Genomic DNA, 25,146 nt, shown 5'->3' on the forward strand with positions numbered 1-25,146 from the left:
ACGCGGCCTGCACCGGTAGCTCAGTTGGATAGAGCACCAGACTACGAATCTGGGGGTCGGGGGTTCGAATCCTCCCCGGTGCGCCACTGACCTTCTCCCCCACCTGCCAAGACGAAGCCGCGCGGGGGGTTCGCGTGGGCGAATCCCTGGCGAAGGCGCGACCGGGCGCGCCGCCGCGCCATGCGCGGCGCCCTCCGCTTGCGCCGGGGGGCTCAGTCGAGACGCAGCGACAGCAGAAACTCGCGCGCTTCGGGCGTGCTTGTCCGCCGGGCCGCGGCGGCGCGCACGGCGTCGAGCGCGGCGCGCGCCGCCTCGGCCTCGGGGATGGGGCGCGTGCGCGCGATGGCCTCGGCGTCGTCGAAGAACGCCTCGCGGCCGGCCAGCGCGCCCAGCCAGGCGTTGATGGGGGCGAATTCGCGCGCCATCCGCGTGCGCGCCTCGGGGCCGAACATCTCGACCTCGCGCGAGGGCGGCACCCCGCGATGGTCGCGCACCGCCAGCAGCGCCGCGCGCAGATCGGCGGCCGCCTCGGGCGCAAGCGCATGGTTGCCGCGCCGCGCCACCTCGGCCAGCGCCGCCGGGATGCTGGGGTTGATGTCCCCTGGCCGGAACAGGCCGGGCGGGAAGTCGAGCCCCGACTGGGCGACGAAGTCGTCGATCGAACCGCCCGCCGCCATCACCTGCCGGTGGTCGCGCAGCGCGAATTCCGCCTCGGCGAAGACCCGCGTCCATCCCTCGAGCATCAGCCGGTAGTCGAAATGGATCGAGCTCAGATAGGGCTCGAGCCCGCCCGCCCCGAGCGGCGCAAGCTTGTGCCCGAACTTGAGCCGTTGCGCGTGCCACGAGACCAGGTAATCGTCCGGTCGGCGCAGCGTGCACAGGATGCGCGCGCGCGCGCCGGGAAAGGCGTCGCGCATGGTCTCGATCAGCCTGGGGTCGGCGGCGGCGAAGTTGGCCATGACTTCCGAGCACAGCACCGTCGCGCGCGGCGCCAGAGCGGCGATCTGGTTGGCGATGGCCGCGAACATCTGGCGCGAATGCGGCAGCATGGGGTGCCATGACGGCGCGGGGCCCTTGCCGCATTCGGCCAGCATCTTGAAGGCGAGGGCGTTGTGGGCCTCGCGCACGTTGAAGGATTGCGGCTGTCCCGGCGCGTCGTCGGCCCCGCGCAGCGCCGCCGCCAGACGGGCGGCGTGGCCCTCGGTCTCGACCGAGGGGTAGAGGATTCCGGCCCGCGCCAGCGCCAGCCAGTTGCGCGACAGGAAGTTCTGCAGGCTGCTGGATCCGGCCTTGTGATGGCCGATGAACAGCGCAAGGCGCATGGCGTTCAGCCCTCGCCCGCCTTCGGGGCGCCCTGGGCCGGCCGGCCGCCCGGCGCCGCCGCGGCGCCTTGCGCGGCGCCGGCGGGGCCCTTGGGCTTGCGCGGGGCGGCGGGGCCCTTGCGGGGCTTGCCGGCCGCCGCGCGGGCTTTGGCCTGCGCGGGCTTGCGCGGCCTGGGCGCGCCGCCGGGCGCCTGCGCCAGCGTTTCAAGCGCCCATTGGCGCATGCGGGCAAGTTCGTCCGGCGCGTAGTGGTCGCGCGCGCGCAGGCTCATGGGCTCCGACGCGGCCTTTTCATGCGCCCGGGCGAGCGCCTCGCTCAGCACGGGCGCGCCGAAGAATTCGCGGTCGGTTTCGGCGGCGTCCTGCGCATAATCGGCCTGTATGCGCCGGATCAGCTTGATCGGCAGGCGCAGCGGCGCGCCCTCGGGGTCGGGGCCCATGGCGCGGGACAGGCGCCTGGCCTGGTGCGGGCGGAGGACGAAGTTGCGGTGCATCAGGGTCATGAAGGCCAGCTGCCGCAGGCTGAGCGAGCGGTTGGCCTCGGGTTCTTCGCGCAGCGTCACGGGCGCCCCGTCCAGCGCGTAGCCGAGGAAATCGCGCACGACGCAGTTCTCGCGCAGGCGGGCGCGGATCATCGCCCGCGCCTCGAAGCGATCGCCGAAGACCGCCCGCCAGCGGCGCAGGCGCGGCGCGTAGCGAAAGGTGCCCGCGCGCAGCTGGCGCTCGTGGAAGCCGGCCGGGCCGGCCATGAAGGCGCCCAGCTTGCGGTTTTCCTGAAAGGCCGAGAGCACGCGCTCGGCATGGGGGCGGACATAGCTGATCAGCCGCGCCCCCGGCGCCAGGGCCGGCAGATGCGCCGCCAGCGCGTCGCGCAGCCTTTCGGGGGCGACGAACTCGAACCATTCGGCCGACAGGATGACGACGTCGGCGTCCGCGCCCTCGTCCGCGACCATGGCGGCGATCCGCGACAGCAGCCTTTGGGCGCGCGCCTCGTCGCCGTCGCGCAGGGCGACCGCGACGGCGTTGTGGTTCAGCGCCAGATGCGCAAGGACCTGCGCGCCTTCGTCCTCGGCCTCGCGCAGGGCCGGGTAGAACACCCGCACGCCCCCCGCGTCGAAGGTCCGGTTGCGCAGAATCGTCTGGATCGAGGTGCTGCCGGTCTTGACGTCGCCAAGGTGGACGATGAGCTGTTGCGGCATGGGGCGCCCCCTGCGTCTGGTCGTTTCAACCCACGGACGATCGCGCAAGCCGCATCTGCGGCGTTTGCGCTTGCATCGGTAGCCGCTCGCACGCAAATTCGCCATACTCAAATTGATTGCTCCAACCGCGCCGGCGCGCGGCAGCGCGGCGCGCCGAACCGATCCGAACCGATCATCGACCGGAGAGCCGATGCTGCACCGCCCCGTGCCAAGCGCCCCAGACCCGGAAGCCATGCCGCAGCTGGTCGCGCACCGGCTGATCGCCCCCGATCCGCTGGTCAACACCGAGCCCGAGCTGTTCTGCCGCCATGACGGCGGCGGCGGCTACGACACCCAGCGCGGCGTGTTTTTCGTCGGCGCCGGCGGGCGGCTGAGCTTCGACGCCTATTTCAACGTCTTCGACGCGGCGGCGCACGATCTGGGACCCGAGGACGCCGTCGAGACCCGCGTCGAGGGCGCCGGGCGCTGCGTGGCGACGCTGGTCATGGCCCGCCCGGGCCGCAGCTGGGAGACCCTGGCGCGCACGCGGCTCGACCTTGCGCCGGACAGGCCGGCGACGGTGGCGCTGCCGCCGCTGCGCGACCCGGGGCTGGTGTTCTGGCGCTTCGAGGCCATCGACGATCTGAGCATCTCGCAGATCGCGTTCGCGGTCCGCAGCCCGCGGCTGCGCGACGTGCGCGTGCAGGCGGTCATCACCACCTTCAAGCGCGACGAGGCGGTGCAGGCGACCTGCCGGCGCCTTGGCGCCTACATGGCGCGCAACCCGGACGTGGCCGAGCGCTTTCGCCTCATGGTCGTCGACAATGGCGGCGACACCCACGCCCTGCCCATGGCCGGCGCGCGCCTTGTGCGCAACCGCAATCTGGGCGGGGCGGGGGGCTTCGCGCGCGGTCTGCTCGAGGCGCGCGCCGAGGGGTGGGCGACCCATGTCCTGTTCATGGACGACGACGCCGAGTTCTTTCCCGAAAGCCTGCGCCGCACCATCGCCGTGCTGAGCCTTGCGCGCAGCCCCGACACGGCCGTGAGCGGCGCCATGATTCCGGCCAATCATCGCTGGAAGATGTGGGAGAACGGCGCGGTGTTCGACCGGCTGTGCCGGCCGCTCGATCATGGGCTGGACCTGCGGCGCTTCGACCAGGTGCTGACGGCCAGCCGGCCGCGTCCGGCGCTGGTCAACCGCTATGGCGCGTGGTGGTATTTCTGCTTCCCCATCGACCATGTGCGCACGATGCCCTTTCCCTTCTTCGTGCGCGGCGACGACATCCATTTCTCGCTGGCCAACCGCTTTCGCATCCGCTCGGTCTCGGGGATCGCCTCGCATCAGGAGGACTTCACCACCAAGCGCTCGCCGCTGACGCTTTATCTCGATACCCGCAACCACGTGGTGCAGCACCTGACGCACCCCACGCTGTCGGATTCGCTGATCGCGATTCTCGAGCCCGTCTGGCACTTCTTCCGCCGCGCCAACGACAGCTATCACTACGCCACGGCGCGGGCGGTGGTGATGGCGGTCGAGGATCTGCTGCGCGGTCCGGCCATGTGGGACGAGGACCCCGACATGGCCCGCACCCGCGCGCGCATCGGCGCGCTGGGCGAGGACGAGAAGGTGCGCCCCGATTTTCCCTACGACCCGGCGCGCATGACCCCCATCCGGCGCGGACGCTATGGCGGGCCTCTCTGGAGCGCGGCGCGCTTTCTGACGGGCAACGGGCACCTGCTGCCGCGGTTCCTGTTCCACCGGCTGTCGGCGGTGTTCCCGCTCGAGGATCGCGGCGGGCCGGCGGACGCCTTCGTGCGCCCCTCGATGGTCATGATCGACCCGGCCACGGGCGCGGGCTACGAGGTGCGCTTCGACCGCCGCAGATGGCTGGCCAACGAGCTGCGCTTCGCGCGCGCGCTGGCGCGGCTGGTCATGGCGGCGCCGCAGCTGCGGCGGGCCTACGCGCAAGACGGCGCGGGGCTGACCTCGGAGCAGGCATGGCGGCGCCGGCTGGGGCTGGAGGCGCCCGCCTCGGCCGATCGTCCCGCGCAGCCGGCCCAGGGCGACGCGGCGCCCGCTCAGTCCTCGGCCTGAGAGCGAAGCGGCGGGCATTTCAGCGCCGCCTGCGTCCGGTTCCTGACGCCGAGCTTGCGGAAGAGCCCGCGCAGGTGAACCTTCACCGTGGACTGGGAAATGCCCAGCTCCGCGGCGATCTCCTTGTTCGGCCGGCCCGCCGCCAGACGCCGCAGGATCTGCCCCTCGCGCGGGGAAAGGTTCGCGGGCAGGTCCGCCCCGGCCGGGCCGTCGGCGCGGGGGGCCACGGTGTCGCCGGCGCGCACGATCCATACCGCGCCGAGAATCGCCTTGAGCGGGCGGCGCGCATCCAGCACGGCCTCGGCCGCGCCGTCCAGGGCGCGGGCGAACGCCGCCGCTTCGCCGCAGGGAGCCAGCACGATCACCTTCGCCTGCGCCGCGTCCGCGCCGGCGCGCAGGCGCGCGACGACCCGCGCCGCCGCGGCCGGGCCGCCCGCCGCGCGGCTTCGGTCCACGATCGCCACCGCCCAGGGCGCGGCGTCGTCGAACGAGACCTGCATCCCCTCGGCGTCGAGCGCCCGGCGCAGCGTCTCGCGCAGCGTGGGCTGGTCGCTCTGGATCAGGACCGGAGTCATGGCTTCCTCGAAAGGATGGGCGCCGATCTTGCGGCGGGTCATGCGGATGAAAAGGCAATTCAACTATCTGCTCTTGATGATCGCAGCATGTTCGTGAACTGTTTCTGATAATGGAATCGGTTTTTTATACGTCATTTATTCAGTAATTGTTTGCCGTATTTGGCCGGCTTTCATCGGCCGCAATTCATCCCGCCATCAGCCGGGCCGCTCTCGGCAGTCGGGCGCGAGGCGGCAAGAGGCTGAACAAGAACGGTTTTCGTCCCCGTTTCGGCGCGTGCCCGCCGCGCTGGCGAAATCGGTCAACCCGAACGGGCGAAGCGACGAGGACCGCCCCGCTTGCTACCATTTCACGGCCAGACGCCTGTAGGCGCGAGGTCAATTTCAAACTCCGTGCGTTTCAGGAAACGGCTTTTCTCAGGGGGGACCGGCATGAGTCTCGATACGGGGCGGGCGGCTTTCGCCGCCGGAATTCACCGCATGAACATCGAAACGGGATGGCTGGCCAAGGTGGCCACCGAGGCGGCGCTGCGCGCAGACCTGCCCGGCGGGCGCCCGGGCGGGGCGGGCGCGGCGAGGGCCGAGGTGATCGAGGTCCGCGCGCTTGCGCGGGGCGATGCGCGGCGCGCGGCGCTGGATGCGCATCTGGCGGCGCGGGGCGCGCGGAACATGCGGGTGTTCCTGTGCCGTTTCGCCGACGGCGCTTGGGATGTGGTCGCCTTGCGGCTGCGCGCGGGCGTGTCCGACGCCCATGCGGCCGAGGCCTTGCGGCGCTTCTGGCCCCGCCTGCGCGCGCGCAACGCGGCGGGCGACGCTCCGCGGCAGGACCCGCGCCGGGCGGCCGAGGCGGCGATTCGCGCCCATGTGCGCGACGACATGCGCTGCGCCTTGGCGGCCATGGACGGTGGGCGGCGGCTTTTGCAGGCCAATGCGGCGGCGCGCGATCTGCTGGCCCGCGGCGGCGGGCTGCGCCTTGCCGGCGGACGCCTTCAGGCCGCGCGGCCGGGCCTTGATCGCGACCTTGCCCGCGCCGTGCGCCGTCTGGCGGCGGGCGAAGAAGATGCGGCGTTCCTCGCGATCCCGGACGAGGCCGAGGGGCGCGGCGACGGCGGGGCGGCGCCGGCCATGCTGCCCGTGTCGCTGACCGTCGCGGGCCCCCGGGTCGGTGGGCGGCGGGTGGTCCTTGCCGCGGTCGCGCTGGCGCCGCGCGCCGAGCAGCTGCGGCGCGCGGCGCTGGCGCGCGGCCTGACGCCGACCGAGGCGCGGGTGGCGGCGCGCCTGGCCGCCGGCCTCAGCAACCGCGAGGCCGCCGCCGCGTTGGGTCTCAAGGAGCAGACGCTTCAGACCTACGCCAAGCGGATCTTCGCCAAGATGGGCGTAAGCTGCCGCGCCCGCCTGGCGCACGAGCTGACCTGGCAGGCGATGGGGGCGGGGCTATGAACATTTTCGCGGCCGATCCCGCTCTTGACCGGTCCCCTGCGCAAGGGGGCGAGGCGCGCCGGGCGACCCCCGCCCCGAACCCGCCGGGCCGCGCCAAGGCCCCACGCGCGCGCCCCGCGCCCGAGACCGCCGACGCGCTGGCCGCCCGGATCGCGCGCCTCTTGTCCGAGGGCCCCGCCGCCGTGGCGCGCAGGCGCGACCTGGTGGATCTGCACCGGCATCTGACGGCGCAGCTCGAGGGCCTGCGCCCGCCGCCCCCGTCGGAGGATGGCGATGCGCTTGCGCAGGCGGCGGCGCGGATCGAGGCGGCGCTCGATCGCCTGGAAGGCCTTGTCGATGTCGCGCTGCCCGCGCTGGCCGAGCAGGCGGCGCGCGACGCGGCGCGCAGGCGGCGCGGGCTGGGGCCGGTTCTGGCCGCCGCAGCCGTTGCGGCCCTGGCCGCCGGGGCGGGCTGGGCCGCGGGCGCGCTGTTGTTCTGACGGGCGTCGGCGCTTTGACGAGCGAAAATTGATCCCGTTTTGGGGGCAGTCCTCGGCCTCGGAATCAAGCACTCTGGTTTTCGTGAATAGACGTTTTCGAGTGGGCGCACCGTATTCGCGCCGAAACCATATCTTCAAAAGAAAGGCGAATAGTCATGGCGACGCGATTCCAACCCTGGGAAGAATGCGATCCGGAATGCTATGTGGACCTCTCGCGCCCGTTCAACAATCAGGTGACCGGGACGGGCTCGCATGGCGACGAGGCCGTGGACATGAACCTCGAGGGCATGCCCGACAACTATGACCTGGGCGCCGGCGACGACAAGGCGCTTGGCAACGAGAACAACAACCGCATCGACGGCGAAGAGGGCTGCGACGAGCTGATCGGCAACGGCGGCGACGACAAGCTTCTGGGCGGCGAGGACAAGGACCTGCTGATCGGCGGCAATGGCGGCGCGACGCCCTATGGCGTGATCGGGCCGATCCTGTTCGACGACGACGACTACCTCAACGGCGAATCGGGCAATGACGAGCTCTGGGGCGAGTATGGCGACGACACCATGCTTGGCGGCTCGGAGGACGACTTCCTCGACGGCGGCGCCGGCAACGACCAGATGTTCGGCGACTCGGGCGGCGAAGGCGGCGCGGACGGCGACGACGAGATGTTCGGCCGCGACGGCGACGACTGCATGGCCGGCGAAGGCGGCGACGACTGCATGGATGGCGGCCGCGGCGACGACACCATGTATGGCAATGACGGCCAGGACGTCATGTATGGCCGCGACGGCGACGACCGCATGGCCGGCGGGGCGGGCGACGACTACATGGAAGGCGGCGCCGGCGAAGACGAGATGTATGGCGACCACCGCCAGGGCAAGCTGACCGATCTCGACATCGGCTCGGACACCTGGATCGGCCGGCCCAAGAGCTTCCCGGGCGGCGATGACTGCATGTTCGGCGGCGACGGCGGCGACCACATGGACGGCGGCGCCGGCTTCGACCACATGTTCGGCGAGGCGGGGCTGGATCTGATGTTCGGCGGCCGTCATGCCGACGTGATGGACGGCGGCTCGTCCGACGACTCGATGCAGGGCGACGGCGGCCGCGACCAGATGCGCGGCGGCTCGGGCGACGACTGGATGCTGGGCGGCGGCGGCGCCGACGGGATCTGGGGCGACTTCGCCGGCGACGGCGCCTACATCTCGGTCTCGGGGCCCTTCATCCGCGAGGGCGCGACGCCGATGGGCAAGTTCGGCTTCAAGCCGGTCATCACCGTCGATTTCGCGATCGATCGAGGCTTCGTCGATCCTCCCGCCTGGGTCTGCGATCCGGCCCGCTGCGGCGACGGCGACGGCATTCCCGATCCTGACTTCGGCGACGGAACGCCCACCGATTCCGAAGTGAGCGTGGCGCTGGTCGAGCAGGACTTCACCGCCGACGACATCATCCGCGGCAGCTCGGGCGAGGACATGATCTGGGGCGAGCACGGCAACGACCGGCTCTTCGGCGGCCGCGACGACGACTACATCAGCGGCGGCGACGGCGACGACCGGATCTGGGGCCAGCTCGGCGACGACACCATGCAGGGCGGCGCGGGCAACGACATGATCCGCGGCAATGACGGCAACGACTATGCCGAGGGCAATGACGGCGATGACCGCATCGAGGGCGACGCCGGCGCCGACCTGCTGCGCGGCAACGACGGCGACGACGTCATCTACGGCGGCGCCGACGACGACGTGATCCTCGGCGACGCGGGCGACGACGACCTGTTCGGCAACACCGGCAACGACGTCATGTATGGCGGCGAGGGCCGCGACGACATGTATGGCGGCTTCGGCGACGACTACATGGAGGGCGACGGCGGCGACGACAACATGTTCGGCGACGACGGCAACGACGTTCTGTGCGGCGAAGAGGGCGACGACAGCCTGGACGGCGGCGGCGGCGACGACAAGCTGGCCGGCGGCGTCGGGAACGATCGGCTCTTCGGCGCGGACGGCGACGACTGCCTGTGGGGCGAAGAGGGCGACGACGTTCTGGTCGGCGGCTTCGGGCACGATCAGCTCGAGGGCGGCGCGGGCGCCGACAGCCTGGACGGCGGCCGCGGCGAGGACATCCTGATCGGCGGCGAGGGCGACGACGTCCTGACCGGCGGCGGCGGGAAGGACATCTTCGTGGTCAACCTGGTCTGGGATGGCGAAGAGTTCTCCTCGAACGATGGCTCGGACGTGATCACCGACTTCGACTTCGAGGAAGGCGACGTCCTGACCTACTGCATCGAGGATCTGAGCGAGGGCGTGGACGACACCGCCGCCTTCGAGCAGCTCAACGCCCTGACGGGGGTCTTCGACGACGGGACCAACACCACCGTCAGCATCGGCGGCTCGGTCGTGCTGCTGACGGCGGTGACCACCGGCGCGGGCGGCATCCCGTTCCTGTCCTTCGACCATCTGGGCCAGGACAACAGCGACTTCACCGGCATCGGCATCAACAGCTACTCGCAGGGCAACTTCCTCTACGAGGCCGTGGACATCGTGCTGGTCTGACCGCATGGGGCGGCCCCCCGGCGCCAGCCGGCGGGCCGTTCCGTCTCAAGGGGCGGGGCCGGCTCGCGTGAGTCCGGTTCCGTCCCCCAGTCCTGGTTCGGCCGTGATCGCTGGCCCCCCGCATGCAGGATCGACGGACCAGGACGCCTCGCGCCGAAGCGCGGGGCGTTCGCCGCGCCGCAAGGCGCGCATCGCAGGACAGGGGGGCGCGCCGGGGGGCGCGCGGCCGCGCAAGGCGGCCCGAACGGGGGGAGAGACATGCGCGAAGCGACGGTTTTCCAGGGCCAGCGCGGCCTGATCGCGGCGATCGCGGGGGTGAGCGTGGGGGTCAACCTGCTCATCCTGACGGCGCCGCTTTACATGATTCAGCTGTTCGAGCGGGTGATGACCTCGGGCAGCCATGCGACGCTGGCGGCGCTGACCATCGGCGCGCTGCTGGCGCTGGGCTTCTTCTTCGTCTTCGACCTGTTGCGCCAGCGCATGGCGGCGCGGCTGGGCGCGCGGCTGGACGCGCGGCTTGGCCCGGCGCTGTTCGAGGGCCTCTTGCGCGGGTCGGACCAGGACCAGCCCGAGGGCGTCTCGCCCGCCCAGCCCCTCATCGACCTGACCGAGCTGCGCGGCTTCGTCACCGGGCCGGCCTTCATCGCGCTCCTGGACGCGCCATGGGCGGCGTTGTTCGTGGGCGTGATCTGGCTGTTCCATCCGGTGCTGGGCATGATCGCGCTGGGCGGGGTGCTGACGCTGCTGCTTCTGGGCGTGGCGGGCGAGCTGTTCAGCCGCGGCCATGCGCGCTTCGCCGCCGACGCCGCGCGCCGCGCGCAGGCGGCGGCCGAGGATTTCCTGCGCAACGTCGAGGTCACGCGCGCCATGGGCCGCGCCCCGGCGCTGGCCGGGCGCTGGGCGGATGCGGCGGCCATGGCGCAGGCCGGCGGGGCGCTGGCCACGGACCGCATCGCGCTCATGACGTCGCTGGCCAAATTCGTGCGCATGGCGCTGCAGATCGCCATGATGGGGGCGGGGGTGTCGCTGGTGCTGGCGGGCCAGATGGCGCCGGGTCTGATGATCGCCGCCGCGATCCTGCTGGGGCGCGCGGCCGCGCCGGTCGAGCAGTCGATCGCGGGCTGGCGGGCGCTGATGAGCGCGCGCCAGGCGCTGGACCGGCTGAACGGCGCGCTGGCGCGCCTGCGCGCGCCGCGCGACGGGCTCGAGCTGCCGCCGCCGCAGGGGCGGGTCGAGGTCGAGCACGCCACCGTCATTCGCCCCGAAAGGCAGGAGCCGCTTCTGTTCGACGTCTCGTTCGCGCTCGCTCCCGGCGATGCGCTGGGGCTGATCGGCCCCTCGGGGGCGGGGAAGACGACGCTGGCGCGGGCGCTGGCGGGGCTTCAGCCCCTGTCGCGGGGGCATGTGCGCATCGACGGCGCCGCGCTCGAGGACTGGCCCGAGGATCAGATCGGGCGCCATGTGGGCTTCATGCCCCAGCGCATCGAGCTGATGGAGGGCACGGTGGCCGAGAACATCGCCGGCATGGACCCCGAGGTCGCGCCCGCCCAGGTGGTCGAGGCCGCCCGCCGCGCCGGCGTGCACGAGATGATCCTGGCCCTGCCGGGCGGCTACAACGCCCGCGTCGGCCCGCGGGGCGAGCGCCTTTCCGCCGGTCAGCGTCAGCGCATCGGCCTCGCGCGCGCCTTGCTGGGCGAAAGGCGGTTGATCGTGCTGGACGAGCCGAACTCGAATCTCGATCCCGAGGGCGAGGCGGCGCTGGCGCGCGCCGTGCGCGGCGCGGGCGAGCGCGGCGCGACCGTGGTCGTCGTCACGCATCGGCTCAACATTCTGGCGCAGCTGAGCCATGCGGCGGTGCTTGAGGCGGGGCGGCTGATCCGCTTCGGCCCCGCGCGCGAGGTGCTGCGCCAGATCGGCCGACCCGCCGTCGTTCCCGCGGCGGGCGCGCGGCCCAGGGCCCTGGCCGGGCGCGGAGCGCGGTCATGAGCGCCCCGCGACAGGCGCCGCCCGTGCACGCCGCCGCCGTCGCCCCGCCCGCCGGCGGGGCGCAAGGCACCGCGGCCGATGGCATGGGCCGCGACGCGGCGCTTCGGGGCCCTGCGGCGTCGGACAGCGCGGCCGGCGAGGGCGCGCCGCCGGATCGTCCGGCGTCGGGCCGGCCGGGCGCGCGCGCCCATGAGGAGCGCGCGCCGCTTGACGGCCTTGCGCCCGGCCCGGAAGCCCTCAAGGGCCATGAGGGCCATGAGGGCCATGAGGGCCATGAGGGCCATGAGGGCCATGAGGGCCATGCGGGCCATGCGGGCCATGCGGGCCCTGAGGGCCATGCGGGCGATGCGGGCGACGCCGGCGCCGGTGGGCGCAAGGGCGCGTCGCCGGCGCCCGATCGCGCCCCGTCGGGGGCGGAGCGCGCGACCGGTGCGGACGGCGCCGCCCCGCCCGCCGCGCGGCGCGGCCTGCGCCTTGCCGCGGCGCCCGGCGGCGCCGGGGCGCCGCCGCCGGGGCGCGCGCTTCGTCTTGGGGGGCTGTCGGGCGCGGGCGGGCCGCGCGTGGCGGCGCCGACGCGCGTGCGCGGCCTGATCCTGTGGGCGGCGCTGGCGGCGATCGCCTTCTTCGGGGTGCTGGGCGGATGGGCCATGACCGCCACGCTCGACAGCGCCGCCGTCGCGCCCGGCGTGATCCAGGCCGACGGCGCGCGCCGTCCGGTCGAGCATCTCGAAGGCGGCATCGTGCGCGAGGTGCTGGTGCGCGAGGGCGCGCGCGTGCGCAAGGGCGATCTGCTGGTCCGCCTGGACGAGACGCGCCCCCTTGCCCAGCGCAACATCCTGCGCGCGCAGCTGGCGGGCGCGCTGGCGACGCTGGCGCGCCTCGACGCCGAGGATCGCGACGCGGCCGAAGTCGCGCCCGGGGCCGAGCTGGCGGCGCTGATGACGGCCGATCCGGCCCTGCGCGCCCTGTTCGCCGCCGAGGCGCGCGCCTACGCCGCCAACCGGGCGGCCCGCGCGGGGCAGCTGGCGATCCTCGACCAGCGCATCGCCCAGCTGCGCGAGGAGATCGGCGGGCTGGAGCTGGGCCTGCGTTCGGCGCGCACCCAGCTTGCCCTGGTGCGCGAAGAGCTGTCCGACGCCCGCGCGCTGCTGGCCAAGGGGCTGATGTCGCGCCCGCGCGTTCTGGCGCTGCGCCGCGCCGAGGCCGAGACCGAGGGCCGCATCGGCCAGATCTCGGGCGCCATCGCCCGCGCGCGCCAGTCCATCGGCGAAACGCAGGAACGCAAGCTCCAGATCGGCCGCGACCGGCTCGAGACCGCCGCGCGCGAGCGTCAGGGCGCGCTCGATCGCGTCAACGATCTGCGTCAGCGCCTGATCGCGGTCGAGGATGCGCTCGGCCGCCTCGAGGTGCGCGCGCCCTGGTCCGGCACGGTGGTCGATCCTGGCGTGAACGCGCCCGGCGCGGTGATCGAACCGGGGCAGCGGCTGCTCGACATTTTGCCCGACGGGGCCGAACTGGTGGTCGAGGCGCGCCTGCGGCCCTCGGACATCGACGTCGCCGCGCCGGGGCAGCCGGTGCGCGTGCGGCTGACCGCCTACAGCTTCCGCCGCACGCCGCCCCTGCCCGGAACGGTGACGCGGATCTCGGCCGACTCCATTCTCGATCCGGCGGGGGGGCCGCCCTATTACGCGGTGCAGATCCGCCTCGACCCCAAGGCGCTGCCGGCCGGGGGCGAGGTGCGCGCGCTGCCGGGCATGCAGGTCGAGGCGCTGATCGGCACCGGCTCGCAGACCGTGGCGCAGTATCTGACGGCGCCCATTCTCGGGGCGATGAGCACGGCGCTTCTGGAGAAGTGACGCGCCGCTCTGGCGTCGGCGCGCGCGGGCGGGCATGTTCGGGGCATGAGCGTCAATCTCCTGGTCCTCGGGGCGGCGCTGGCGGTCGCGGCGGCGCTTGTCCATCCGCGCGTCGCGCGCGCGCGGCTGTGGCGCGCGGCGCTGACGCCGCTCGCCTCGATCATCGGCAGCGGCTTTCTGGTTCTGGGGCCGGTGCTCGACGCCTCTTACGGCGTCGCCGCGCCGCTGGTCATGGCGGGGCTGTGCGCGCTGGCCTGGGCGTTCGGCGCCGCGATCCGGCTGAACATCGCCGCCATCGAGGCCGCCGGCGCGCAGGGCGGACCGCCCGCCGCGCGCAGGCTCGAGACGCTGGCCTCGTGGGCGCTGGCCTTCGCCTATGTGGTGTCGGTGGCGTATTACCTGAACCTGTTCGGCGCATTCGCCGTGCGGCTGACCGAGGTTGACGACCGCCATCATGCGCGCCTGGTCGCCAGCGCCGCCTTTGCGGTCATCCTGGCGGTGGGCTGGCTGCGGGGGTTCGGCGCGCTCGAGCGCATGGAGCAGATCGCCGTCGGTCTGAAGCTGGCGGTGATCGCGGGGCTGTTGGCGGGGCTGTGCGCGTGGCTGTGGCGCCAGGCCGAGGCGGGCGCGCTGTCGGCCGACCCGCCGCGGATCGACCCGCTTCACGGCGCGGCGGTTGCGCTGGGGCTGATCGTGACGGTGCAGGGGTTCGAGACCTCGCGCTATCTTGGCCATGCCTACGACGCGCGCACGCGCATTCGCTCGATGCGCCTGGCGCAGGGGCTGGCGACGGCGATCTATGTCGCCTACGCGGCGCTCTACGCGCTGGGCTTCGCGCCGCCCGAGGGCCCCTTGCGCGAGACGGCGGTGATCGACGCGGTGCGCGCCGCCGCGCCGATCCTGCCGGCGCTGCTGGTGGCGGCGGCCCTGAGCGCGCAGTTCAGCGCCGCGATCGCCGACGCGGCGGGCTCGGGCGGGCTGATGCACGAGCTGACCCGCGGGCGCATCGCGCCGCGCCATGGCTATGCCCTGCTGACCGCGATCGGGCTGGCGCTGACCTGGCGCGCGAACGTGTTCGAGATCATCGCCTACGCCTCGCGGGCATTCGCCCTCTACTACGCCATCCAGGCGCTGATCGCGGCCGAACATGCGCGCGCGGCGGGCGTGGGGCGGGCGCGCATCGCCGGCCTCTGGGCGCTGGCGGCGATCGGGGCCGCGGCGGCATTGTTCGGCGCGCCGGTCGAGGGCGGCTGACCCCCGAGCGGCGGCGCGGGTCGCCGACGGATCCACAAGGACGCGCGGCCGGGTTTCGCCCGGCGGCGAGGGGCGGCGCGCGCCCCTGTTGATGTCTCCTTGCGCATATGCGCCGAGGCGCATAAATGGCATGGCATACGCTGCGACGCCGAAGGAGCGATTCGATGTACCTTGCCGAATTTCTGGCCGCGCTGGCCGATCCCGTGCGCCTCGGCGCGCTGCGGATCGTGTGGAGCGACGGCGAGCATTGCGTATGCGAGCTGATGGAGCGCCTCGGCGCCAGCCAGAGCCGCATGTCGCGCCACATGAAGGTGCTCAGGCAGGCCGGAGTGGTGCTGGACAGGCGCGATCGCCAATGGGTGCGCTACCGCCGCAATCCCGATCTGTCCCCCGAGCTGACCGCCATCGTCGAGGCCGTGCTGCGCGCCGGCCCCGCGGCGGAGGATGCCCGCGCCCTCGCGCAGGCGAAAGGCGCCCGCGCGGGCGCGCAAACCGGCGTCGAAGGAGGCGCGGCAAGATGACCCAGGCCAACACGTCCATTTCCGCGTCCCCCCGTGGCGCGCGTTCCGACTGGCTGTGGCATGCGGGCGTGGCGGGCTTCGTCGCGCTGTGGTTCGCCATTTACCGCCAGCTGCCCGCCTTTTCCGAGTGGCTGACCGCGCAGCTGCCCGTGGCGCGCGAAAGCCATGCGGGCGAGGCGCTGGCCTTCTTCTTCTACGACACGCCCAAGGTCATCATGCTGCTGACCCTCATCGTCTTCGCGATGGGCGTGGTGCGCACCTGGTTCAGCCCCGAGAAGACGCGCGCCCTGCTGTCGGGGCGGCGCGAGGGGGCGGGGAACGTCCTGGCCGCGACGCTGGGCATCTTCACGCCCTTCTGCTCATGCTCGGCGGCGCCGCTGTTCATCGGCTTCGTCTCGGCGGGCGTGCCGCTGGGGGTGACCTTCTCGTTCCTCATCGCCGCGCCCATGGTCAACGAGGTGGCGCTGGTGCTGCTCTGGGGGCTGGTCGGCTGGAAGGTGGCGGTCACCTATCTGGTCTTCGGGCTGGGCGTGGCGGTGGTTTCGGGCTGGATCATCGGCAAGCTGCGCCTCGAGGGATGGCTGCAGGACTGGGTGCGCGACATCCACGCCGGCGCCGCCGCGCCCGCGCCCGAGCGCCGGCTGACCATGGTCGACCGCTACCGCGAGGGCGTCGAGGCGGTGAAGGAGATCGTCGGCAAGGTCTGGATGTGGATCGTCGCCGGCATCACCATCGGCGCCCTCATCCACGGCTACGTGCCCGAGGCCGCCATGGCGCGCATCATGGGCGCGGACGCCTGGTGGTCGGCGCCCGCCGCGGTCGTCATGGGCATTCCCATGTATGCCAACGCGGCCGGCGTCATCCCGATCGTCGAGGCGCTGCTGGACAAGGGCGCGGCGCTGGGCACGGTGCTGGCCTTCATGATGAGCGTCATCGCCCTGTCGCTGCCCGAGATGCTGATCCTGCGCAAGGTGCTGACGCTGCGGCTCATCGCGGTCTTCGTCGGCGTCGTCGGCGGCGGCATCCTGGCCGTGGGCTTCCTGTTCAACCTGATCTTCTGAGCCCGGCGTCGTGCCGGTCATGCAGCGAAGGAAAACGCCATGAAGAACGTCATCGTCTACGGACCCGGCTGCAAGCGCTGCGAGGCGGTCAGGGAGATGGTCGAAGCCGCCGCGCGCAAGCTGGGCGTCGAGGTGCAGGTCTCCAAGGAGACCGACTACGCCAGGATCGCCATGGCGGGAGCCGCCTCGACCCCGGGCATCGCGATCGACGGCCGCCTGGTCCATGCGGGCGGCCTGCCGAAGGAGGCCGATGTCGAGGCCTGGCTGTCGGCCTGAAGCCCGGGCCGCCAGGCGCGCGCGGCCTTGCGCCGCGCGCCCGGCGCAAGGAGAGCATGCATGTCCATTTTCGAGCGATACCTGACCCTTTGGGTGGCGTTGTGCATCGTGGCCGGAATCGCGCTGGGGCGCGCCTTTCCCGGCGTCTTCGAGCTGATCGGGGCGATGGAGGTCGCCAAGGTCAACCTGCCCGTCGCGGTGCTGATCTGGCTCATGATCATTCCCATGCTGCTCAAGATCGACTTCGCCGCGCTGCGCGGGGTGGGCCGGCATTGGCGCGGCATCGGGGTGACGCTGTTCGTGAACTGGGCGGTCAAGCCCTTTTCCATGGCGCTTCTGGGCTGGCTGTTCCTGGGCTGGCTGTTCCGCCCCTGGCTGCCGGCCGACCAGATCCCCGGCTACATCGCGGGCCTGATCCTGCTGGCCGCGGCGCCCTGCACGGCGATGGTGTTCGTCTGGAGCAACCTGACCCGGGGCGAGCCGCACTTCACCCTGACGCAGGTCGCGTTGAACGACGCGATCATGGTCGTGGCCTATGCGCCGATCGTGGGGCTGCTGCTGGGCATCTCGGCCATCACCGTGCCGTGGGAGACGCTGCTGCTGTCGGTGGCGCTCTATATCGTCGTGCCGATCGTCATCGCGCAGGCGCTGCGCGCGCGCACGCTGGCGCGCGGGGGGACGGCGGCGCTCGAGGCGCTGCTGCGGCGGATCAATCCCGTTTCCCTTGGCGCGCTGCTGGCGACGCTGGTGCTGCTGTTCGGCTTTCAGGGACGGCAGATCCTGGAGCAGCCGCTGATCATCGCCATGCTGGCCGCCCCGATCCTGGTGCAGGTCTATTTCAACTCGGCGCTGGCCTATCTGCTCAACCGCCTGAGCGGCGAGGCGCATTGCGTGGCCGGGCCTTCGGCGCTGATCGGGGCCAGCAACTTCTTCGAGCTGGCGGTGGCGGCCGCGATCAGCCTGTTCGGCCTGTTCTCGGGGGCGGCGCTGGCGACGGTGGTCGGCGTGCTGATCGAGGTGCCCGTGATGCTGTCGGTGGTCAGGATCGTGAACGCCAGCCGAGGCTGGTATGAGCGCGGCGCGGCCGTGCGCCGCGTGCAGGGCGCCGCGGCGGCCGCCGAGGGGCGGGGCGGCGGCGCCTCCTGAGCGGGGCGCCCGGCGGCTTGGCGCGGCGTTGCGGCGGGCGGTTCGGCGCCGTTCCGGGGCGGCCGGCCAGCCGCGCCTTGACGGGGCGCCGCCCGGCATGGCGCCGCGTCGCCGGGCGGCGCGCTCAGTCGCCCGTCGGCTTGTCGGGGCCGGGGGGCGCGCCTTTCCCGCCGCCCAGCCAGCCATGGCGGCGGAACAACCAGATCATCGCCGCCGCGGACGCGCCCATCAGCCCCAGCGCGAACGGATAGCCGTAGCGCCAGCCCAGCTCGGGCATGTTCCAGGGCGAGGCGCGGTCGAAGTTCATGCCGTAGACCCCGGCGATGAACGTCATGGGAATGAACAGCGTGGCGATGATGGTCAGCACCTTCATCACCTCGTTCATCCGGTTCGAGAGCGCCGACATGTGCAGATCGATCAGGCCCTGCGACACCTCGCGATAGAGCTCGACCATGTCCAGCGCCTGGAAGGCGTGGTCGGACAGGTCGCGCATGTAGGGGCGCATCCATGGCGGGATCCGGTCCGAATCCTCCCGCGTCAGCGGCGCGAGGGCGTCGCGCAGGGGCCACAGGGCGCGGCGCATGTTCAGAAGGTCGCGGCGCAGCTGGTGGATGTCGCCGATCATGCCGTGATCGGGCGACCGCAGGATGGCTTCCTCGATCCGCTCCATCGCGTCGCCATAGCGCTCGAGCAAGGGAAACCACGCATCCAGCGTCGCGTCGATCAGGGCGTAGAACAGATAGGCCGGGTCCGACCGGATGCGCCCCGTCCCCGCCTCGAGCCGCCGCAGCACCGGCGCGAACAGCTCATGGCCGCTTTCGCTGACGCTGAGCGCGAAACCCGGCCCGAGAACGAGGCAAAGCTGCTCGCCGGCCAGCGGCGGCCCCCCGAGGGGCGCGCGGATGAAGGTCTGGACGAGCGCGCCGTCGATCTCGGTCTGGGGGCGCTGGTCGGTCTGGAAGATCTCGGCCACGGCCAGGTCGCTCAGCCCCAGGGCGCGGGCCGCCGCGGCGATCGCGTCCGCGTCGGCAAGGCCCGCGATCTCGACCCAGCGGAAGGCGCCCTCGACGGGCGGCGCGCAGCCCTCGCGGATCTCGTGATGCGCGCCGTCATAGACATGGGTGCGGATGCGGGTGGGCCGCGCATCGGGCGGGGTCAGAATGGCGACAGGCGAGGCGCCGATGCGGCGCGGGTCGATCCGCCGGCGCCGGCGGGCTTGGGTGTTCGGGGAGTGCGCGCGCGCCATGGGTCCTCCGGCATGGATCGACGGAATCGTGCGCCGGCGGGGCGTCGGGGTCAACCGCCCGCAGGCGCGTGGCCCGGAGCGCGGCGCGGGGCGGTGCGCGCGGCGCGGGACGGGCGCGCGGCGCGGGACGGGCGCGCGGCGCGGGGCGGGGCGCGCGGTGCGGGGCGGTGCGCGCGGCCCGGGGGCGCGAGGCGCGTGGTGCGGCGCGGGGCGCCGGGCGTCAGGCGCGGACGCGCGGCGCGGGGGCGCGAGACGCCAGATGGGAGCGCGGAGCGCGGGGCAGGGGCGCGGGACGCCAGATGGGAGCGCGGGGCAGTGGGCGCGGGACGCCAGATGGGAGCAGTGAGCGCGGGGCAGGGGGCGCGCGGCGCCGGACGGGGCGCGAAGCGTCAGGCGGGGGCGCGCGAGGCGGGGCGCCAAGCGCGGGACAGGGGGCGCCAGGCGCGACATGGGGGGCGCGGCGCGGGTCAGGGTGCGCGCGGCGCGGGATGGGGGCGGCGGCGTGCGGCCTCGGCGCGGCGGTCAGCGCGCGCCCATGCCCAGCCGCATCGCCAGCCGCCGCAAGGGCGCGGCCGCATGCAGCGCCGTCAGCCCCGCCGCGCGCAGGTCGCGCAGCGGCTGGGCCTGGGCCATGGCGGCGCGGTTGAGCAGGTCGATGCCCGCCACGCGCGCCGACATCTCGGGCCAGCGCGCGCGGTGATAACGCGCCAGCAGCGCGGGCGCGCCGATGTCCTCGCCGGCCGCCGCCGCCCTGGCTACGAGATCGGCCAGCGCCGCCGCGTCGGCCAGCGACATGTTCAGCCCCTGCGCGCCGATCGGCGGGACCACATGCGCCGCCTCGCCCATCAAGGCGCCGCGCGGGCCGTCAAGGCGCTCGGCCAGCTGGCTGACGATCGGCCACAGCGCGCGCCGCCCGATCGGGCGAAGGCGGCCCAGAACGCCGCAGCTGCGTTCGTTCACGGCCTCTTCGAACGCTTCGGGCGGCGCCTCGAACAGCGCCTGCGCGCGGGGCCCGCGCTCCATCCACACGACGGACGAGCAGGGCCGCCCCTCGTGATCGGGCAGGGGCACCAGGGTGAAGGGGCCGCCGGTGCGGTGGATCTCGGTCGAGACGCCCTCATGCGGGCGCTCATGCGCCACGGCGAAGACCAGCGCCTTCTGAGCATAGCCCCAGCGCCGCGCGCCAAGGCCCAGCATGCGGCGCGCGGCCGAGTCGCGCCCGTCGGCGGCCACCACCAGCCGCGCGCGCACCTGCGCGCCGTCGGACAGCTGCGCCACCGCGTCATTCAGCCGCGGGGTCAGGCGCGTCAGCGCGGCGGGCGCGCGCAGGCGCACGTTCGGCAGCTCTTCGATGCGCTCGAGCAGGGCGCGGCGGATCACCGTGTTGGGCAGGTTCCAGCCGAAGGGGTGATCCTGCACCTCGTCCGAGACGAAATCGGCCGTGCGGCGGGGCACGTTCCGCGCGCCGCCGGCGTCGATCAGCCGCATCACGCGCAAGGGCGCCGCATGGGGGGCGAGGCGCTCCCACGCGCCGGCGCGGCGCAGCGTCTCGACCGAGGGGGTCAGAAAGGCGGTCGTGCGCAGATCGGCGCCGGGATCGGCCGGGTCGAGGCGCGGCGTCTCGCGATCGACGCAGATGACCTCGAACCCGGCCGAGCCGAACAGCGCCGCGGCGGTCAGCCCGGCCGCGCCGCCGCCGGCGACCAGCACGTCGGCCTCGAGCCGCGCGGCCGCGCGGGGGGATCGGTGTTGCTCGCTCATGCGCCGGACTCTAGCCGCGGCGCGGCGCGAAGCAATGGCCCGAGCCGCGACACAAAGCCCGCAAGGTCGTCCGTGGCGAAATCCACATGCGGCAGGTCGGGGCGCGCCTCGGGGCCGACCAGCACGCAGGCGACGCCGAGGGCGTGGGGAACCTCGAGATTGCGCGGGTCGTCCTCGAACATGGCCGCGCGGCGCGGGTTCAGGCCGTCGGCGCCGAAGATGCGCTGATAGGCGGCGGGCAGGGGCTTGGGGGTGTAGAAGGCTTCGCGGATGCCGTAGACGGCCTCGAAGCAGCCGTCCAGCCCCAGCGCGGCGATGACGCGCCGCGCGTAATCGGACGTGCCGTTGGTGAAGACGATGCGCCGGCCCGGCAGCGCCAGCATGGCCGCGCGCAGCCTCGGATCGGGGCGCAGGACCGAGAAGTCGATGCGGTGCACCTCGTCGAGAAAGGCGTCGGGATCGGTGCGATGATTGCGCATCAGCCCCGCCAGCGTGGTGCCGTGGTCGCGCCAGTATTCGCGCCGCAGCCTTTGCGCGTCGCTCCGGCGCAGGCCGAAGACGCGCATCATGTAGGCGGCCATGCGCTCTTCGATCTGGGCGAAAAGCGCGTTCGAGGCGGGGTAGAGCGTGTTGTCGAGGTCGAAGATCCACTCGCGCACATGCCCGAGCCGCGCGACGAGCCGCGCGGGATCTGGGACGGGGGCGGACGGCGCGGGGCTGGACAAGGCGTCGCTCATGCGCTCGTGATAGCGCGGCGGAAACGGCGGGTCCATGATCGCCCGACCGGGCGCAGGAGGAAAGGCAGGGCGGCATGACCACGATCGAGGACTGGAAGGGGCGCGTGGGCGCCGAATGGGCCGACAAGGCCGACGCGCTCGACACCCTGCTTGGGCCGTCGGGCGAGGCGGCCATGCGCGCGCTGGGGCCGCTCGAGGGGCGGCGGGTTCTTGACCTGGGCTGCGGCGCGGGCGCGACCGCCTTCGCGCTGGCGCGGGCGGCCGGGCCGCGGGGCGAGGTCGCGGGGGTGGACGTCTCGCCGCCGCTGCTCGAGCGCGCGCGCAGGCGCCTGGCCGAGCGGCCGATGCCCGACGCCGCCCCGCTGCGCTTCGTCCTGGCCGACGCCGCGCGCTGGCGCCCCGACGACGGCGCCCCCTTCGACGCCCTTTACTCGCGCTGCGGCGCCATGTTCTTCGACGATCCGCCCGCCGCCTGGGCGCATCTGCGATCGCTGACGGCGCCGGGGGCGCCGCTGGCCATCGCCTGCTGGCGCGGGCCCGAGCTGAACCTTTGGGCCAGCCTGCCCTTGCGCGCCTGCGCAGATCTGCTCGCGCCCGCGCCGCCTCCGGCGCCCGGGGCGCCGGGGCCCTTCGCCTGGGCGGATCCGGCGCGGGTGGTTCCCGTTCTTGAAGGCGCGGGGTGGCGCGAGGTCGCCTTCACGCCCTTCGATCACGAGGTCGCGCCCGAGTTGGGCGACGACCCCGACCCGGCGGCGCGCGCGGCGGATTTCGCCATGCGCATCGGTCCGCTCGCCAGCCGCCTGGCCGGCGCGCCGGCCGATCTGCGCGCCGAGGCCGCCCGGCGCCTGCGCGCGGCGATGGCCGCCCATCTGCGCGAGGGCGCGGTGCGGCTGCCGGCCTCGGCCTGGATCGTGACGGCCCGCGCCTGAGCCGTCCTTGCCCGCGCCGGCTCGGGACGGGGCGGGCGATGGGCGCGCGACCTGAAGCGGGCGGCGGGCGCCGCCAGGGCAGGCGGGCAAGGGCGCGGCGCCGCGCCGACGGCGCGCGGGTCAAGCCGCTCTTGGCGCCGGCTCCCATCAAGACGCCGCCTGGCCTCGGGTGCGGCCGCGCATGATGGGGCGGCGGCGTCGGTCCACGCCTGATCGGGCGCGTGCGACCATCATGCTGGCAAGCGGTTGAGGCGGCCGCGGCAGGGCGCTGGCGCGCCGCGCGGGTCGGGGCCCATCGGGAAGGCCGCAGCGCGACCGCGCGCGGGGGCCGTCGCGGCGTCGATTCCATCGCGGCCGGGGGCGACACTTCGGGGCTGCTCCGGGTTGACGTCCGGGGCGCGCAAGCTGAGCGGGCCGCGCGAAGGGGGCGCTGCGCCGGAGCGGCGCGCGAGCGCGAAGAAAGGCTGGTCTAGGCCCTCGCGCGGGCGCGCCGCCCAGGAGCCGCAACGCGCGTTCCGACCGGCGCGCTCGGCTCCCCGCCCCGACATGCGCCGCACCCGCCAGACACGCGCGGGCGGGCGCCGCTCGGCCTGCGCCGGGGCGCGGCCTTGGGCCGGGGCCGAGCGATCCGGCGCGCCGCGCCTTGCGGCGGCCGGGCGCGGTTTCACTCCTGCGCCGGTTCGAACCGCAGCGCGGCGCCGTTCATGCAATAGCGCAGGCCCGTGGGCGGCGGGCCGTCCGGGAATACGTGGCCCAGATGCGCATCGCAGCGCGCGCAAACGATCTCGGTGCGGCGCATGAGCCACGAGCGATCGTCGCGCTCTTCGACCGCGGCGGGATCGACGGGGCGGGTGAAGCTGGGCCAGCCGGTGCCGCTGTCGAACTTGTCGGCGGCGTCGAACAGCGCCGCGCCGCAACAGGCGCAGCGGAACAGGCCCGGCGCCTTGGGAAAGTCGTCATGGGTGAAGGGGCGCTCGGTGCCCTTGCGGCGCGTGATGCGGTAGACTAGCGGGTCCAGCTCGGCGCGCCACTGGGCGTCGGTCTTGACGATCTTCTCGGTCATGGCGGCTCCTTGCTCGTCGCGCCGCCGGGGGGCGGGGCGCGTTCAGCTGCGCACGTCCGGGCCCTGGCGGCCGGTGCGCGCGCGCAGCCCGGTCAGCGCCTCGACCGCCGCGGCCACGTCGGCCAGCGCGGCCTGCGGATCGAGGCCGTGGCGCGCGGGGTCGGGCTCGTGCCGCTCCATATAGATCCGCAGCGTCGCGCCGACAGTCCCCGTGCCCGACAGCCGCAGCGTCGCGCGCGCGCCGTCGGCGAAGAAGATGCGCACGCCCTGCGCGGCGGCGCGCTCGCCGGTGACGGGATCGACATAGGCGAAGTCGTCGGCCGCCTCGATCCGAAGCCCGCCCGCGCTTCGGCCGGGCAGGTCGGGCAGGGCGGCGCGCAGATCCTCGATCAGCGCCCGGGCCGGGGCGGGGTCGAGCGCCTCGTAATCGTGGCGGGTGAAATAGTCGCGCCCGAAGCGGCGCCAGTGCTCGGCCATCAGCTGCGCCACCGGAACGCGCCGCCGCGCCAGGATGTTGAGCCACATCAGCGCCGCCCACAGCCCGTCCTTCTCGCGCACATGGTCCGAGCCGGCGCCGGCGCTTTCCTCGCCGCACAGCGTCACCTTGCCCGCGTCGAGCAGCGAGCCGAAGAACTTCCACCCCGTCGGCGTCTCGTGCAGCGGCACGCCCAGCGCCTGCGCCACGCGGTCGGCGGCGCGGCTGGTGGGCATCGAGCGCGCCACGCCCCTGATCCCGTCCGCATAGCCCGGCGCCAGGTCGGCGTTGGCCGCGATGACGGCCAGGCTGTCCGAGGGCGTGACGTAGATCCCGCGCCCCAGGATCATGATGCGGTCGCCGTCGCCGTCCGAGGCGGCGGCGAAGTCGGGCGCGTCGGGCCCCGACATCAGCGCCGTCAGCGCCGCGGCATGGGTCGGGTTCGGGTCGGGGTGCCCGCCGCCGAAATCGGGCAGCGGCGCGCCGTTGAGCACGGTGTCCTCGGGCGCGCCCAGCCGGTTGACCAGGATCTCGCGCGCATAGGGGCCGGTGACGGCGTGCATGGCGTCGAAGCGCATGCGAAAGCCGCTTGCGAACAGGTCCCGGATGGCGTCGAAGTCGAACAGGCGCTCGAGCAGCGCGGCGTGTTCGGCGACCGGGTCGATCACCTCGACCGTCATGGCGCCCAGCATGATCTCGCCGCAGCGGCTCAGATCGGGCGCGGGCGCGTCGAGAATGCGGTAGGCCGCGATCCGCTCGGAAACGGCATGGATGCGCGCGGTCAGCGATTCGGGGGCCGGGCCGCCATTGGCGCCGTTGAACTTGACGCCGAAATCGCCGTCCGGCCCGCCGGGGTTGTGGCTCGCCGACAGGATGATCCCGCCATCGGCCCCGCGCGCGCGGATCACCGCCGAGGCGGCGGGCGTGGACAGGAGCCCGTCGCGCCCGACGATGACCCGCGCCGCGCCCCCCGCCGCGGCCATGCGCAGGATGATGCCGGCGGCCTGCGCGCAGAAATGGCGCCCGTCGCCGCCCAGAACCAGCGTGCGCCCCGCGACGCCGCCGATGGCGTCGAAGATCGACTGGACGAAATTCTCGAGATACCCGGCCTGCATGAAGACCCGCGTGCGGGCCCGCAGCCCCGAGGTCCCGGGCTTTTGCCCGGGGATGGGCAAGGTGGGAACGGTGCGGATGTTCATC

General features: G+C 73.6%; 20 protein-coding genes and 1 tRNA gene. 13 read left to right on the forward strand and 8 right to left on the reverse strand.

The genetic code is table 11. The features are described 5' to 3' along the window. Nucleotides 1-9 precede the first annotated feature (9 nt). A tRNA-Arg gene (locus LY05_RS04830) sits at nucleotides 10-86 on the forward strand. Between the two features lie 126 nt (nucleotides 87-212). On the opposite strand, the gene LY05_RS04835 is transcribed toward LY05_RS04830, so the two are convergent. Both LY05_RS04835 and LY05_RS04840 read right to left on the reverse strand, forming a co-directional pair. Then, entirely contained in the window at nucleotides 213-1,322 is a 1,110-nt protein-coding gene (locus tag LY05_RS04835; protein WP_148922283.1) for a hypothetical protein, read from the reverse strand. Between the two features lie 5 nt (nucleotides 1,323-1,327). Further along, nucleotides 1,328-2,521, reverse strand: a complete 1,194-nt coding sequence (locus LY05_RS04840; protein ID WP_148922284.1) for a hypothetical protein — start codon at nucleotides 2,519-2,521, stop codon at nucleotides 1,328-1,330. A 190-nt stretch (nucleotides 2,522-2,711) separates the two neighbouring features. On the opposite strand from LY05_RS04840, the gene LY05_RS04845 reads away from it, so the two are divergent. Further along, nucleotides 2,712-4,595 (forward strand): glycosyltransferase, encoded by a 1,884-nt coding sequence (locus LY05_RS04845; RefSeq protein ID WP_148922285.1) that lies wholly within the window; start codon nucleotides 2,712-2,714, stop codon nucleotides 4,593-4,595. On the opposite strand, the gene LY05_RS04850 is transcribed toward LY05_RS04845, so the two are convergent. Next, nucleotides 4,580-5,233, reverse strand: coding sequence for a helix-turn-helix transcriptional regulator (locus LY05_RS04850; protein ID WP_170258826.1), 654 nt, complete (start codon nucleotides 5,231-5,233; stop codon nucleotides 4,580-4,582). The two genes, LY05_RS04845 and LY05_RS04850, sit on opposite strands and share 16 nt — an antisense overlap. A gap of 414 nt (nucleotides 5,234-5,647) precedes the next feature. On the opposite strand from LY05_RS04850, the gene LY05_RS04855 reads away from it, so the two are divergent. The 10 genes from LY05_RS04855 (at nucleotide 5,648) to arsB (ending at nucleotide 17,735) form a co-directional block, all read left to right on the forward strand. Beyond that, nucleotides 5,648-6,607, forward strand: a complete 960-nt coding sequence (locus LY05_RS04855) for a helix-turn-helix transcriptional regulator (protein WP_148922287.1) — start codon at nucleotides 5,648-5,650, stop codon at nucleotides 6,605-6,607. Beyond that, nucleotides 6,604-7,086, forward strand: coding sequence for a hypothetical protein (locus LY05_RS04860; protein ID WP_148922288.1), 483 nt, complete (start codon nucleotides 6,604-6,606; stop codon nucleotides 7,084-7,086). The genes LY05_RS04855 and LY05_RS04860 overlap by 4 nt, the downstream gene beginning before the upstream one ends. A 155-nt stretch (nucleotides 7,087-7,241) precedes the next feature. Next, nucleotides 7,242-9,635, forward strand: a complete 2,394-nt coding sequence (locus LY05_RS04865) for a calcium-binding protein (protein ID WP_148922289.1) — start codon at nucleotides 7,242-7,244, stop codon at nucleotides 9,633-9,635. A 258-nt stretch (nucleotides 9,636-9,893) separates the two neighbouring features. Beyond that, a complete protein-coding gene (locus LY05_RS04870; protein WP_148922290.1) occupies nucleotides 9,894-11,621 on the forward strand; it encodes a type I secretion system permease/ATPase in 1,728 nt (575 codons plus the stop codon). Further along, nucleotides 11,618-13,477 (forward strand): HlyD family type I secretion periplasmic adaptor subunit, encoded by a 1,860-nt coding sequence (locus LY05_RS04875; RefSeq protein ID WP_148922291.1) that lies wholly within the window; start codon nucleotides 11,618-11,620, stop codon nucleotides 13,475-13,477. Before LY05_RS04870 ends, LY05_RS04875 begins: the two co-directional genes overlap by 4 nt. A 45-nt stretch (nucleotides 13,478-13,522) precedes the next feature. Next, nucleotides 13,523-14,731 (forward strand): hypothetical protein, encoded by a 1,209-nt coding sequence (locus LY05_RS04880; protein WP_148922292.1) that lies wholly within the window; start codon nucleotides 13,523-13,525, stop codon nucleotides 14,729-14,731. Nucleotides 14,732-14,895: 164 nt separating this feature from the next. Beyond that, entirely contained in the window at nucleotides 14,896-15,252 is a 357-nt protein-coding gene (locus tag LY05_RS04885; protein ID WP_148922293.1) for an ArsR/SmtB family transcription factor, read from the forward strand. Next, nucleotides 15,249-16,313: a permease gene (locus tag LY05_RS04890; RefSeq protein ID WP_148922294.1), complete on the forward strand. Its 1,065-nt coding sequence runs from the start codon at nucleotides 15,249-15,251 to the stop codon at nucleotides 16,311-16,313. Before LY05_RS04885 ends, LY05_RS04890 begins: the two co-directional genes overlap by 4 nt. Before the next feature lie 39 nt (nucleotides 16,314-16,352). Further along, nucleotides 16,353-16,589, forward strand: coding sequence for a thioredoxin family protein (locus LY05_RS04895; protein WP_148922295.1), 237 nt, complete (start codon nucleotides 16,353-16,355; stop codon nucleotides 16,587-16,589). Nucleotides 16,590-16,649: 60 nt separating this feature from the next. Beyond that, complete coding sequence (gene arsB, locus LY05_RS04900; protein WP_148922296.1) at nucleotides 16,650-17,735, forward strand: ACR3 family arsenite efflux transporter; 1,086 nt, start codon at nucleotides 16,650-16,652, stop codon at nucleotides 17,733-17,735. Between the two features lie 124 nt (nucleotides 17,736-17,859). Here the strand turns inward: arsB and corA are convergent, their stop codons facing one another. The 3 genes from corA to LY05_RS04915 all read right to left on the reverse strand — a co-directional run bounded on the left by corA (nucleotide 17,860) and on the right by LY05_RS04915 (nucleotide 21,515). Next, nucleotides 17,860-18,981: a magnesium/cobalt transporter CorA gene (corA, locus tag LY05_RS04905; RefSeq protein WP_072746663.1), complete on the reverse strand. Its 1,122-nt coding sequence runs from the start codon at nucleotides 18,979-18,981 to the stop codon at nucleotides 17,860-17,862. A 522-nt stretch (nucleotides 18,982-19,503) separates the two neighbouring features. Beyond that, entirely contained in the window at nucleotides 19,504-20,742 is a 1,239-nt protein-coding gene (locus tag LY05_RS04910) for an FAD-dependent monooxygenase (protein ID WP_072746662.1), read from the reverse strand. Then, nucleotides 20,739-21,515: a pyrimidine 5'-nucleotidase gene (locus LY05_RS04915; RefSeq protein WP_249041855.1), complete on the reverse strand. Its 777-nt coding sequence runs from the start codon at nucleotides 21,513-21,515 to the stop codon at nucleotides 20,739-20,741. Before LY05_RS04915 ends, LY05_RS04910 begins: the two co-directional genes overlap by 4 nt. Before the next feature lie 38 nt (nucleotides 21,516-21,553). Between LY05_RS04915 and LY05_RS04920 the strand changes: the two genes are divergently transcribed. Next, nucleotides 21,554-22,408 carry a class I SAM-dependent methyltransferase gene (locus LY05_RS04920; protein WP_148922298.1) on the forward strand — a complete coding sequence of 285 codons (855 nt, stop codon included), beginning with the start codon at nucleotides 21,554-21,556 and terminating at the stop codon, nucleotides 22,406-22,408. 664 nt (nucleotides 22,409-23,072) lie between these two features. Here the strand turns inward: LY05_RS04920 and msrB are convergent. Next, nucleotides 23,073-23,471 (reverse strand): peptide-methionine (R)-S-oxide reductase MsrB, encoded by a 399-nt coding sequence (gene msrB / locus LY05_RS04925; RefSeq protein ID WP_072746660.1) that lies wholly within the window; start codon nucleotides 23,469-23,471, stop codon nucleotides 23,073-23,075. A gap of 42 nt (nucleotides 23,472-23,513) precedes the next feature. Further along, on the reverse strand, nucleotides 23,514-25,145 hold the full coding sequence (locus LY05_RS04930; RefSeq protein WP_072746935.1) for an alpha-D-glucose phosphate-specific phosphoglucomutase: 1,632 nt from the start codon (nucleotides 25,143-25,145) through the stop codon (nucleotides 23,514-23,516). Nucleotide 25,146 lies beyond the last annotated feature (1 nt).

Source organism: Oceanicella actignis (genome assembly GCF_008124525.1).
Lineage (GTDB): Bacteria > Pseudomonadota > Alphaproteobacteria > Rhodobacterales > Rhodobacteraceae > Oceanicella > Oceanicella actignis.